17 protein-coding genes and 1 pseudogene are annotated in these 13062 nt (G+C 29.4%); all 18 read left to right on the forward strand.

Annotation, left to right across the window (positions count from 1 at the left end):
- The first annotated feature begins 34 nt into the window (after positions 1–34).
- Entirely contained in the window at positions 35–685 is a 651-nt protein-coding gene (locus FVE73_RS02450) for a type II restriction-modification system restriction endonuclease (protein WP_018498828.1), read from the forward strand.
- Positions 675–2132, forward strand: a complete 1458-nt coding sequence (locus tag FVE73_RS02455; RefSeq protein ID WP_018498829.1) for a DNA methyltransferase family protein — start codon at positions 675–677, stop codon at positions 2130–2132. The genes FVE73_RS02450 and FVE73_RS02455 overlap by 11 nt, the downstream gene beginning before the upstream one ends.
- A 30-nt stretch (positions 2133–2162) precedes the next feature.
- Positions 2163–3671 (forward strand): 2-isopropylmalate synthase, encoded by a 1509-nt coding sequence (locus FVE73_RS02460; protein ID WP_018498830.1) that lies wholly within the window; start codon positions 2163–2165, stop codon positions 3669–3671.
- A gap of 25 nt (positions 3672–3696) precedes the next feature.
- A complete protein-coding gene (locus FVE73_RS02465) occupies positions 3697–4203 on the forward strand; it encodes a DUF4865 family protein (protein ID WP_018498831.1) in 507 nt (168 codons plus the stop codon).
- Positions 4204–4253: 50 nt separating this feature from the next.
- Positions 4254–4356 (forward strand): annotated as a pseudogene (locus FVE73_RS11140) (alpha-isopropylmalate synthase regulatory domain-containing protein); the annotation flags it as partial.
- A 22-nt stretch (positions 4357–4378) separates the two neighbouring features.
- Positions 4379–5404 carry a PDDEXK nuclease domain-containing protein gene (locus FVE73_RS02470; protein WP_018498832.1) on the forward strand — a complete coding sequence of 342 codons (1026 nt, stop codon included), beginning with the start codon at positions 4379–4381 and terminating at the stop codon, positions 5402–5404.
- 291 nt (positions 5405–5695) lie between these two features.
- Positions 5696–6262 (forward strand): NAD(P)H-dependent oxidoreductase, encoded by a 567-nt coding sequence (locus FVE73_RS02475; RefSeq protein ID WP_018498834.1) that lies wholly within the window; start codon positions 5696–5698, stop codon positions 6260–6262.
- Between the two features lie 52 nt (positions 6263–6314).
- A complete protein-coding gene (locus tag FVE73_RS02480; RefSeq protein WP_026239065.1) occupies positions 6315–6506 on the forward strand; it encodes a PspC domain-containing protein in 192 nt (63 codons plus the stop codon).
- A 555-nt stretch (positions 6507–7061) separates the two neighbouring features.
- Positions 7062–7502: a hypothetical protein gene (locus FVE73_RS02485; protein ID WP_018498836.1), complete on the forward strand. Its 441-nt coding sequence runs from the start codon at positions 7062–7064 to the stop codon at positions 7500–7502.
- Positions 7477–8319 carry a metallophosphoesterase gene (locus FVE73_RS02490; protein WP_018498837.1) on the forward strand — a complete coding sequence of 281 codons (843 nt, stop codon included), beginning with the start codon at positions 7477–7479 and terminating at the stop codon, positions 8317–8319. The genes FVE73_RS02485 and FVE73_RS02490 overlap by 26 nt, the downstream gene beginning before the upstream one ends.
- 126 nt (positions 8320–8445) lie before the next feature.
- Complete coding sequence (locus FVE73_RS10810; RefSeq protein ID WP_269473113.1) at positions 8446–8742, forward strand: Rid family hydrolase; 297 nt, start codon at positions 8446–8448, stop codon at positions 8740–8742.
- A 172-nt stretch (positions 8743–8914) separates the two neighbouring features.
- Positions 8915–9316, forward strand: coding sequence for a hypothetical protein (locus FVE73_RS02505; protein ID WP_018498839.1), 402 nt, complete (start codon positions 8915–8917; stop codon positions 9314–9316).
- Position 9317: 1 nt separating this feature from the next.
- Positions 9318–9443, forward strand: coding sequence for a hypothetical protein (locus FVE73_RS11015; RefSeq protein ID WP_018498840.1), 126 nt, complete (start codon positions 9318–9320; stop codon positions 9441–9443).
- Entirely contained in the window at positions 9418–10092 is a 675-nt protein-coding gene (locus FVE73_RS02515; RefSeq protein WP_018498841.1) for a Fic family protein, read from the forward strand. The genes FVE73_RS11015 and FVE73_RS02515 overlap by 26 nt, the downstream gene beginning before the upstream one ends.
- Before the next feature lie 65 nt (positions 10093–10157).
- Positions 10158–11576 carry a 3-isopropylmalate dehydratase large subunit gene (gene leuC / locus FVE73_RS02520; RefSeq protein ID WP_018498842.1) on the forward strand — a complete coding sequence of 473 codons (1419 nt, stop codon included), beginning with the start codon at positions 10158–10160 and terminating at the stop codon, positions 11574–11576.
- Between the two features lie 54 nt (positions 11577–11630).
- Positions 11631–11879: a hypothetical protein gene (locus FVE73_RS02525; protein WP_018498843.1), complete on the forward strand. Its 249-nt coding sequence runs from the start codon at positions 11631–11633 to the stop codon at positions 11877–11879.
- A 45-nt stretch (positions 11880–11924) separates the two neighbouring features.
- Positions 11925–12500 carry a 3-isopropylmalate dehydratase small subunit gene (gene leuD, locus FVE73_RS02530; protein WP_018498844.1) on the forward strand — a complete coding sequence of 192 codons (576 nt, stop codon included), beginning with the start codon at positions 11925–11927 and terminating at the stop codon, positions 12498–12500.
- Positions 12501–12517: 17 nt separating this feature from the next.
- Positions 12518–13057 carry a hypothetical protein gene (locus tag FVE73_RS02535; protein WP_018498845.1) on the forward strand — a complete coding sequence of 180 codons (540 nt, stop codon included), beginning with the start codon at positions 12518–12520 and terminating at the stop codon, positions 13055–13057.
- Positions 13058–13062: the final 5 nt, after the last annotated feature.

Consider the following 13062-nt stretch of genomic DNA (forward strand, 5'->3'; position numbering starts at 1 on the left):
AGTTAAAAAAGTTAATTGGAGAAAGGGAAGGGATATGAATATAGATTTAATAAAGGAAGCGGTGGAATTTTCAGAATTGCAAAGTAAAATTTTTCATAATAATTTATATGGAGTTACTGATGGTAAAAAAGTTGGAACTTATATTGAAAAATTATTTCAAAAGTTTTTAGAAGATAAATATGGAGATTTAGGAACAGGAAATTCTGCAAAAGGAATTGATTTGCCTGGGTTAAATACAGATATAAAAGCAACTTCCATAGTACAGCCACAATCATCTTGTCCTTATAGAAATGCTAGACAAAAGATATTTGGATTGGGGTATAATTTAATTGTATTTGTTTATGAAAAAAAGGATTATATTGACAATGATCAAAGATTATGTAAAATAAATTTTAAATATATCACTTTTATAGAAAAACATAGAACGGCAGATTACACAACTACACAAATGCTAATAAATATGAAAAATGCAGGTGCTAATAAAGAGGATATAATGTCTTATTTAAACGATAGAAGAATTCCAGAAGACGAGATAGAGCATAATATGATAGCTGAAGAGATTTTGAAAAAAACATTTGAACAAGGATATTTAACTGTTTCGAATGCTTTACAGTGGAGACTGCAGTATAAAAGAGTAATTGAGTTAAATAATCAAATAGAAGGTGTTTACAATTATGTTAGATAACAAAAAAGAATACGGTGATTATCAAACTCCTTTAGATTTTGCAAGTACAGTAGTAAAATATATAAAAAATAATTATGATTTTACACCAGATTTTATAATAGAGCCTAGTTGTGGAATAGGAAATTTCTTTGAAGCTTCAAAAAAATATTATAAATCAGAAATGTTTGGAATAGAAATAAATAAAAATTATTCAGATACTGCAAAAAAGAACAATCCAAAAGCAATAATTTATAATGAATCCATATTTAGTTACAAATGGGACAAAGATATGGAAAAATTTGGCAAAACATTAATACTTGGAAATCCACCTTGGGTGTCTAATACAGAATTAGGGAAATTTGGTTCTAAAAATTTACCTCAAAAAACAAATTTAAAAAAATACAAAGGATTAGAAGCATTATCAGGAATGTCTAATTTTGATATTTCAGAATCAATTATTTTAAATTTATTAAATAAATTCTCAAAAAGAAAATTCATATTAGCTATGTTATGCAAAAAAAGTGTTGCGATTAATATCTTTAAAGAATTATACAGAACTAGCTATAAAAGTGGAAATATAAAAATAATTAATTTTGATTCAAAAAAAATATTTAATATCAGTGTACCTGCTTGCCTTTTGATTATTGATTGTTCGAGTGATACCAAAGTTCAAAATGAAGTGAATATTTATAATTTTAACAATAGTTATGTAGATACAATAGGATATGCTGATAATAAATTTTTTCTGAATACTAATTACAGTTCTGATTTAGATGGAAAGTGTGAATTTGAATGGAGGCAGGGAATAAAGCATGACTGCTCTAAAATTTGTGAATTAGAGTTAAATAAAAAAATTTATATGAATGGATTAAAAGAAAAAGTAGAAATAGAAGAAGATTTAGTATATCCATTAATAAAAAGTAGCCATATTAAAAATTTTAAAGAAAATGTTTTTAAAAAGTATGTTTTAGTAACTCAAAAAAAAATGAAAGAAGATACTTTATGGATAAAGGAGAAATATCCTAAAACTTGGAATTATCTTGAAAAACATAAAGATAATTTTATGAAACGGAAAAGTTCAATTTACAAAAAAATGCCACAATACAGTATGTTTGGAATAGGTGATTATAGTTATATGAAATATAAGGTTGTAATATCAGGATTTTATAAAGATCCAATATTTAAAGTAATTTTTTCTGAAAAACCTGTCATGGTTGATGACACTTGCTATTTTTTAGCTTTTGAAAATAAAAAAGATGCAGAGATTGTTTGTGATGTGTTAAATTCAACGGAAACAATTAGATTTTTAAAATCCATATCAGATATGACAGCAAAAAGACCATTTACAAAAAAGGTTTTATCAAGAATAGAATTTAAAAAATTTAATTATGAGATTTTAAATTACACAGAAAAAGAAATTTTGGATTTTAAAATTAGAAATGGATTGTATATAAATAAATTATTTTAAAAAATTAAGTTTAAAGAGAGGGAGATAAATATGAGACATATTAAAATATTTGATACGACACTAAGAGATGGAGAACAGACACCAAGAGTTAATCTTAATGCACAGGAAAAATTGAGAATTGCAAAACAGCTTGAGAGTCTTGGAGTAGACATAATTGAAGCTGGGTTTGCTGTGGCTTCGCCTGGGGATTTTGAAGCGGTTAAGATGATATCGGAAAATGTAAAGAATTCAATAGTCTGTAGTTTATCAAGAGCTGTGAGAAAGGATATTGAGGCTGCGGGAAAAGCTTTAGAAGGTGCGGCAAAACCTAGAATTCATACATTTATTGCGACTTCGCCTATTCACAGGGAATTTAAGTTGAAAATGACAAAAGAGCAAATTCTTGAAAGAGTAAAAGAAATGGTAGAACTTGCAAAATCATTTGTTGATGATGTTGAATTTTCTTCAGAAGATGCGACTAGAACGGAAAAAGAATTTTTGGTGGAAGTGTATGAAACAGCTATAAAAGCTGGAGCAACTACACTTAATGTGCCTGATACTGTGGGTTACAGAACTCCAAATGAAATGTTTGAACTTATAACTTATTTGAGAAAAAATGTAAAAGGAATTGAAAATGTTGATATTTCTGTGCATTGCCACGATGATTTGGGACTTTCTGTGGCAAATTCGGTTGCGGCGATTCAAGCTGGAGCAACTCAAATTGAATGTACAATTAATGGACTTGGGGAAAGAGCTGGAAATACTTCACTAGAAGAAATTGCGATGATTTTGAAAACAAGAAAAGACCTGTTTGAAGAATATTACACAAACATTGATTCAAAGCAAATTTATCCAACAAGTAAATTAGTAAGCCTTTTGACGGGAGTTACAACACAGCCTAATAAAGCAATTGTTGGAGCAAATGCATTTGCACACGAATCAGGAATCCATCAACACGGAGTTTTGGCAAATCCTGAAACTTATGAAATTATGAGTCCTGAATCTGTAGGAAGAAATCCAGATAGCTTGGTACTTGGAAAACATTCTGGAAAACACGCCTTTGTACAAAAATTAGAATCTTTAGGATTTGACCATGTTGGAAGTGACAGAGTAGAAGAATTATTTGCACAATTTAAAAAATTGGCAGACAAGAAAAAATATGTTTTAGATGAAGATATTATCGCATTAGTCGCTGGAGATGCAGCAAAAATCGAAGGAAGAATAAAACTTACTCACTTTGAAATTTCAAGACAGGAAGGTAAAAAGCCAAAAGCTACAGTTACAATCGACTTGGATGGAGAAAAATTGGTTAAAGAAGCTCTTGGAGATGGACCAGTTGACGCAGCTTACAACGCAGTAAATTTAGCAGTGAGCGACACTTTTGTATTGGAAGAATATAAATTGGAAGCAATTACAGGAGATACGGATGCACAGGCACAAGTTGTTGTTATAATTGAGAAAAATGGAAACAGATTTATTGGAAGAGGGCAAAGTACGGATGTAGTTGAGGCTAGTATTAAGGCTTATATTAATGGGATAAATAGATTATATAGTAATTAAGTGAAAATATAGGAGAATAGAAAACATGATAATGATGCAGTATAAAGTAAAACTTCCAAATGATTTTGATATGAACAATATTAGAAAAAGAGTGCAAGAAAATGGATTTAAAACAGATGGATTTGAAGATTTATTTTTTAAAGCTTATTTAATCTCTGAGGAAAATAAAGAATATTCACCATTATACTTTTGGAAAGATAACAAAGGAATGAATAAATTCATATTTGATGGATTTTATGATAATATCTTAAATTCTTTTGGCTGGCAGACTATAAATATTGGAATACCATTGTTACAAGAGTTTAATGAAAACTTTTCTAAAGCAAAATATTTATTGGAAATAGAAAATGAAACAAAACCGATGGAAAAAATGAAAAGAATGGAATTTTCTATATCATATGATAAAATTATTGGAAAAGCATTAGTATATAACCCTGAAAATTGGAAATATACGGAGTATTATTTTTTTGAAGATGCCCCTAAAGAAATAGAAAATTCAAAGGTGTACGAAATTTTGCATGTTTCTCAATAAATTAAAATGAGAGAAATAGATTTTACAGTAATCAAAATAGATTTTAGAAAGATAAAAATGGAAATAGATTTATTGGTAGAGGACAAAGTACGGATGTAGTTGAGGCTAATTAAGGCTTATATTAATGGGATAAATAGACTTTATAATAAGTAATTTTAAAAGGGAGGGGATTTTGATGGAAATATCAAATAATTACATTAATGAAATAAAGAAAATACTTAAAAATGCTAGACAAAAAGCATATACCGCTGTAAATTCGGCGATGGTGGAAGCATATTGGGAAATTGGAAGAAGAATTGTAGAAGAAGAACAGAACGGGAAAGAAAGAGCTGAATACGGGAAAGAAATTATCAAAAATTTATCAAAAGAATTGACAGAAGAATTTGGAAAAGGTTTTGGTGAAAGAAATATTCGGAATATTAGACAGTTTTATGTGCTATTTTCAGATTATGAAAAATGGAAATCACTGATTTCCAAATTAACTTGGACACACATTCAAAAAGTTTTAAGAGTTTCTGATGAGAAAGCTAGAATATTTTATTTGACGGAAGCAGCGGAGAATATGTGGTCTGTAAGAACTTTGGATAGGAATATATCTACACTTTACTATAATCGTATTGTTGCAAGTATTGATAAAAAAATTGTCGAAAATGAAATGAAAGAGAAGACAAAAAAACTACAAGCAAAAGAATTTATAAAAAATCCAGTAGTTTTGGAGTTTCTAGATTTACCAACAAATATGTCTTATACAGAAAATGAATTAGAAAAAGCACTAACAGATGATATTCAAAAATTTATGATGGAACTTGGAAAAGGTTTTGCATTTGTGGAAAGGCAACAGCATATTCGTACAGAAAATTCAGATTTTTATATTGATTTGGTATTTTATAACTATATTTTGAAATGTTTTGTTATAGTAGAGTTAAAAACAGGAAAATTAACACATCAGGATATAGGACAGCTTGATATGTATGTCAGAATGTATGATGATTTGAAAAAACAGGAAAATGATAATCCGACAATAGGGCTTCTTCTTTGTACAGATACAGATAGTACTGTTATAAAATATTCAGTCTTGAATGATAATAAAAATCTTTTTGCAAGTAAATATGTAAATTATCTTCCTAGTGAAGAAGAATTGATAAATGAAATTGAAAGACAGAAAATATTGTTTGAAATAAATAATGAAGTGGATATGTAGAAATGAAAAAGATATTGATTTTAATGATGGGAATTTTTTTGTTAATTCCTATTTTAGCGTTAATTTATGCACATTATGAGTTTTATTTCTAGAGTGGGAGGAGCTGTGAAAGGAATGTTTATTAGATTTTTTGCAAAGCCTGAAATTGTGGTGTTTACTTTGAAAAGAAGTTGAGATAGAAATTAAATAATATTTTGGTTAAAAGAAAAAAATTGTAATTTTCAGATAGCTCTAAAATAAATATATTTTTAGATTTTATAAAGATTATTTACAGAAAGAAGGAATTTTAAAATGAAAACAATAGTTTTTGCACATCCATGGAATGGAAGTTTTAACAAGGCAATTTTAGATAAAGTAGTGGAAAAACTTGATGAAACAAAAGAAAAATATACAATTATAGATTTGAATAAGGATAAATTTAATCCTGTAATGACAGAAGAAGAATTGTCTTTATATTCACAAGGGAAAAGTATTGATCCTTTAGTGAAAAAATATCAGGAAATATTAAAAAATACTGATGAATTGATACTTGTATTTCCAATTTGGTGGATGTCATTACCTGCTATATTAAAAGGATTTTTTGATAAAGTTATGTTGAGAGGATTTGCATACGAAAATACACAGAATGGAATAAAAGGTTTTTTGACTAATATAAAAACAGCAAAAATGATTACAACTGCTACAGCACCTAAATTTTTGTTAAATATAACAGGTTTTGGGATTACGATGAAAAAAGCCAATCTTGGTGGAGTTGGGATTAAGAAAACGAAATGGATTCATTATAGTTTGAGAATGCAAGGGAAAGATGAAGACAGGAAGAAATTTCTTGAAAAAGTTGGGAAATTTGTTGGGAATTAAGAAGAAAAGTAGAAAATATTTAAAGCAAATAAAAAACAAGGAGTTTTATATTATGAAAAAGAAATTGTACAAATCAGTAAAAGATAGAAAACTTACGGGCGTATGCGGAGGAATTGCAGAATATTTTGATATTGATTCAAGTATTGTAAGAATAGTATGGCTTATTTTGGTTCTTTGTGCAGGAACGGGTCTACTGGCTTATATTATTTGTGCGATAGTTCTTGATGATAATCCTAATGAGTAAAATATTTTTGAAAAAAAGAATTTGATTTTTGAAATTCTTAAATATCTAAATAAAAAATTAGGTGGAGAATAAAAATGAAAAAAGTATTTTTTTTTGATATTCTATGTATTGTTTTTATCATTTTTTGATATTGGTTTGACAAGATAGTGTAAAAATTTTAATTTCAGTATTTTTTAATTACAAGATGTTATTTTTTTTAGTATAGTTTTTTATTTTTTTACATAAGGGGAAAGGACCGCCATTTCCCCTTATAATCCCCACGCTCGTCTAAGCATTTTTTTGAAGCAAAGCCGAAACTCACTTCGTTCAGACAGTCGTCTTTACTCCAAAAAAATCACGACACTTTTTGTATGATAGTAAAATTCAAACCATCGGAACATTTTTACGTGCTGACAAAACTGTCTGAGCACAATTAGTGCGAGTTTTTTATCAGTGCATAAAAATAAAGTATATTTTTTACATTTTTCATGGTAGTAGGATTTGGAGCTTATATAGGAATGATGAATTTATACTTCTATTTGGGGTTATTGTTTAATTTATTTAGAAGGAGAAAGAATGAAAAAAATAATTCTTAAAAGTTCATACTTTATTCATTTGCTTTGTTTTAATGTTTTGGCATCAATTTTATTGCCAGAATTGCTAGAATCGGTTTTAAGTAGTTTTAAAATTGATGAAACCGCATATTTTGGAATAAGTTATCTTGTGTTGGTTTTGTTTAATATATTTTTATCGTATTTTTATGCAAAAGTAAGAATAGGAAAAAAAACATTAATAATTTTAACAATAGCTGGAGTGGCGATAAAAATATTATTATTCTTATTGTGGGCTCAAGAAGCATTTTCAGAAGTTGGAGATGATAAAATGGGAATATTTATGGTCGCTATTGTTTATGGGTATTTTGCTTATATAGGATCTTTAGATGTAATATTTCTTATAGGGCTGGGAGTAAATTTATTAATAAGGAGAAAAAATGAAAAGAAAAAGTTGGATTCTTAATGTTTTGTATGTCTTTTTAACAATAATTATTGTGTTTTTGATTGATTCACATTATGAATATAAACAAATAAAAATTAAAATGATTGAGATAAAATCGAAAGATATTCCAAAAGAATTTGATGGGAAAAGAGTGCTGTTTGTAGCGGATTTTCAATATGATACGATGACACGGTTTAATCGAGTTCAGGAAAAAAAGGCGATTGAGCTGATTAATGCACAGAAAAAGGATATGATACTGCTGGGGGGAGATTATACGACTTGGGAGAAAAATATTCCTAAGTTTTATGAGGATGCGAAGGATATAAAGATTCCAGAACTTGGAGTATATGCGATTTATGGGAATCATGAATATCCAGGTGAAAAGGAAACTGCTGAAAATATGAAAAAACTTGGATTTAATCTTCTCGTAAATGAAAATAGGAAAATAACAATTAACAATGAAAATATATATATTGCGGGAGTGACTGACTTGTGGCACGGAAAGCCTGATGCGAAAAAGGCTCTTGAAGGTATAAAAAAAGAAGATTTTGTATTGTTTTTGACTCACAATCCTGAATATTTTGAACAGATGTCAGAAGATGAAAAGGAAAAAACTGATGTGATTTTAGCGGGACACAGTCATGCTGGACAAGTTACTTTTTTTGGAAAAATCATTATGTCGGCAGTAAAGGATAAGAAAAAATATGGCTATGGAATGAAAGAGTACGGAGGACATAAAATTTATATTACCTCAGGGCTAGGAGGAGCTTTTCTTGAAATGTTTATTAGGTTTTTTGCACAGCCTGAGATTGTGATTTTTGAACTTAAAAGAGGATAAAAAATAATAAAATTTTATTATAATCATTTTGACAAACCAGAATATGAATGTTATTTAGGTGGAAATTCTCCTTGGTAGGACATTGTAGGATATTCGAGAGCAGTAAGGATAGGAAATATTTTTTGAATAGCAGGAACAACAGTTGTCAAGGATGGAAAGCCTTATGTAGCAGGAAATGCTTATGAACAGACAAAATATATTCTTGAAAATATAAAAAAAGTTCTTGAAAAGGAAGGATTGGGGTTAAAAAATGTTATTAGAACAAGAATGTTTGTTACAGATATTTCAAAATGGGAAGAATATGGAAGAGCATATGGAGAATTTTTTAGGGACATTAAACCAGTTGCAACAATGGTAGAGGTGTTTTCATTAATTGATAAGGAATTGATGATAGAAATAGAAGTAAGTGCAGTTGTTGATTAAGAAATAAATAGAAAAGTTATAAATCTTAAAATTTAGAGAGAAAATAAAACAATTTGAAAAAAAGTCAAAATATAAATATAAATGTTTTTATTGTGAAAAGGTAATCTTGGAAGATGAAATAAAAATTCAATAGTTAATTTAAAAAATAGTTTATTAAAGAAAGGAAAAGCCGATGCCTAAAATAATTATAGAATCAAAAATATCTTCTAATGGTGGAGGAGATAAGTTTAAATTAAAAATAAATGATGAAAAAATTGTAGAAGTAAAATTTAATGAAAAAACAGAAATTGATGTAGACTATGGAGAACAAACGCTTCAAGTATGCAATAATTTTTTAATAAAAACTCCTAAAAAAGTTATAAATGTGGAATCAGATAATCAAAACTACAGAATAACACTTCATTTTAAAGCATGGGGAATTATTTTTATCTTTCAGATTCTAATGGCAGTGTTAATTATGAATATACATCAAACAGCAGTTTTTATTGTAATTCCAATATTTATTTTAGAAATTTTGATTCTAATTTTTATGGGAATGTTTGAAATAAAAGAAGTTAAAAGAAAGGAAGATTAGAATGACTAGAATTGATGAGAGAGTAAAAGATAGAATATTTGTTGCACTAGATTATGATAATATGGAAGATGCAAAAAGACTTGTAGAGAAACTTGGAGAAAATGGATATAAAAACTATAAATTATGAATATTTTTTAGATTTATCAGTAAGAATGACGTATCATTCAAATGCAATTGAAGGAAATACATTGACACTAAATGAAACGGCTACGATTATTTTAGATAGCACAATACCTGGAAGTAAGAGTGTTCGTGAGGTTTTTGAAGTTTTGAATCACAAAAAGGCAATTGACTATATGTTGACTGAACTTGCGAATGACCAAAAATTGGATATTTATGTGATTAAAAATATAAATAAGGAAATTTTAGACAGGTTGAATGATAATGCTGGAAATTTTAAAAATAGCAGTAATGCAATAATTGGTGCAGATTTTCAAACTTCTACACCAAGTCAAGCGCCAGTTCTTACAAAAAATTGGATTGAAAACTTGAATTATCGGTTGGAATTGTGTAAAACTGATGATGAAAAGCTGCTTGAAATTTTAAATTCACATATAGAATTTGAAAGAATTCATCCTTTTAGCGATGGAAATGGACGAACAGGAAGGCTGACTATGCTGTATTTGTGTTTTCAGGAAAATATAAGTCCATTTGTGATTGAAAAAAAAGATAGAGCATTGTATATGAACTATTTGAGGAAACAAAATGCGGATATTATTTTTGATAAAGTGAAGGAATTGCAACAATTTGAAAAGAAACGAATGGAACAATTTTAAATAGGTTAATAAATTAATTAAAAAATATAAATAAAAAATTTGGAGAGAAAATCGGAGGAGAAAAAATGTCAGAAATTAAAAATGAAGCGAAAAAACCAAAAACTTTGTTTGATAAAGTTTGGGAAAAACATGTGATTACGGGAGAACCTGGAGAAGCACAACTTTTGTATATTGATTTGCACTTGATTCATGAGGTTACTTCGCCGCAGGCGTTTTCAGGATTAAGAATTGCAGGGAGAAAAGTTAGAAGACCTGACTTGACATTTGGAACAATGGATCATAATACACCAACAATTATGGCTGACAGAATGAATATTAAAGATAAAGTTTCAAAGGCACAGCTAGATGCGTTGGCAGCTAATTGCAAAGAATTTGGGATTGAACTTGTGGATATGTTTGATGAAAATAATGGAATTGTGCATATGGTGGGGCCTGAGCAAGGGCTGACACAGCCTGGAAAAACTGTAGTTTGTGGAGATAGCCATACTGCGACTCATGGAGCTTTTGGAGCTTTGGCGTTTGGAATTGGTACGAGTGAAGTGGAACATGTTTTGGCTACACAGACAATTTGGCAAAAGAAACCAAAAACAATGGGAATTGAAATTACTGGGAAATTACAAAAGGGTGTATATGCAAAAGATATAATTCTTCATATAATCAAGACTTACGGAATTGGGCTTGGAAATGGTTATGCTTTCGAGTTTTTCGGAGATACGATAAGAGGGCTTTCGATGGAAGAAAGAATGACAATTTGTAATATGGCAATCGAAGGAGGAGGAAAGTCAGGAATTATTGCACCTGATGAAACAACTTTTGAATATGTAAGAGGAAGAAGATTTGCACCAAAAGGCGAAGAATTTGATAAAAAAGTGGCTGAATGGAAAGAATTGTACACGGATTCTGTAGATGCGTTTGACAAATACATAAAAGTTGATGTTTCAAACCTTGAGCCACAAGTTACTTGGGGAACAAATCCTGAAATGGGAATTAATGTTACTGAAAAATTTCCAGAAATCAGAGATCACAATGATGAAAAAGCATACGAATATATGGGCTTAAAACCGGGACAAACTCCATTTGACATACCTTTAAAGCACGTATTTATCGGTTCTTGTACAAATGGAAGACTGAGCGATCTGGAAATTGTCGCAAAAATTGTAAAAGGAAAGAAAGTTGCACCAAATATTACAGCAGTTGTAGTTCCTGGCTCGCAAGTAGTAAAAAAAGCGGCTGAAGAAAACGGAATTGCACAGATATTAAAAGATGCGGGATTTGAATGGAGAGAAGCTGGATGTTCCACTTGTCTTGGAATGAACCCTGATTTGATACCAGCTGGAGAGCATTGCGCCTCAACTTCTAACAGAAACTTTGAAGGACGGCAAGGAAAAGGGGCAAGAACTCATCTGGTAAGTCCTGCGATGGCTGCTGCTGCTGCAATTTATGGGAAATTTGTGGATGTAAGAGAATTGGATGAAGTGAAATAATTTGATGTTAAAGAATTTTAAATAATTTATACAAAATAGAAAGAGATAAATAAAATGAATAAAAATGAAATGATTAATGAGGTGCAACAACAATTTGGATATGATGAAAACTTTTCTCAGAAGGTTATAAGTATTTTTGAAAGTTGCTCAGAAATAGGGCAAAAAGGAAAAGAGCAAGTTGTAAGTCGTTATGTAAAAGAGTTAAATATTGGTGAAACCGAAGCAAACAATATTTTTGATTGTGTTTTTAATTTAATCAAAAAAGGGATAAAAGACAAGTTGAAAAATCCTTTTAAAAAGTAGTTAAAAATGGGATTTTTATACAAAAAAAATGAAGGAGAATAAAATATGAAACCATTTACAAAATATGAAGGAACAATCGTTCCAATAATGAATGACAATATTGATACGGATCAATTAATTCCGAAACAATATTTAAAAAGTATCGAAAAAACAGGATTTGGAATACATGTTTTCGATGAGTGGAGATACAACGAAGATGGGTCTGACAATATGGATTTTAACTTAAATAAGCCAGAATACAAAAATGGGACAATTTTGATTACAGGAGATAACTTTGGCTGTGGTTCAAGTAGGGAGCATGCGGCTTGGGCATTGCAGGATTATGGTTTTCACGTTATTGTGGCTGGAGGATATTCAGGAATTTTCTACATGAACTGGTTAAACAATGGGCATCTGCCAATAACTTTGCCAGAAGCAGATAGAATCGAATTATCAAAATTGCCTGGAGATGTGAAGGTTACAGTTGATTTGGAAAATAACAAATTGATTGCGAATGGGAAAGAATATGTTTTTGAGCTGGAAGAAAGCTGGAAACAAAGATTGCTTAAGGGATTGGATTCGATTGGGTTGACTTTGCAGCATGAAGATGAGATTAGAAAATATGAGGAAAGTCATAAGTAGTTAAAGAAGGAGTAAAAATGAAAAATTGGGAAATCATAGATGGAGAGCATACTCGTAAAGTGATGTGGATAAATCATGAAATAGAAATGAAATTGTACTGTAATGGTGAAGATGACATTGATGAAGAGAAAATTGATGAAATAAAAGTCGAAGAAATGGTTGAAAAAATTTTAGAAAAGAAAGAATACAGGGATACAAAGTGTAAAGATTTATTTGCTAATGAATTTGTTGACTGGTTTAATGAGGAAAAATGGGTAAAGCCAGAATATGCTGAAATTTATTATGAAACAAATAGTATTGATGAAGTGGAGAAAAAATTACTTAAAATTATTGAAAAAGAAGATACAGAAAAAATTATGAAAAATAATTTCCTTACAAAAGAAGCATTTAAAAAATTGCTTGATAATGATGAAATAGAAATAGTAATTGATTATGGTGAGGTAGAAGAAAATTCTAATTTTACAATAGCTATGCATAAAAAATTATTTTTTGTTGATAAAATGTTTTACACTTGTTGTAATTTTAATGGTGAAATAGACGAGTATTATATGGGCTAACTTTC

It is taken from the genome of Leptotrichia wadei (genome assembly GCF_007990545.2).
Classification (GTDB): Bacteria; Fusobacteriota; Fusobacteriia; order Fusobacteriales; family Leptotrichiaceae; genus Leptotrichia; species Leptotrichia wadei.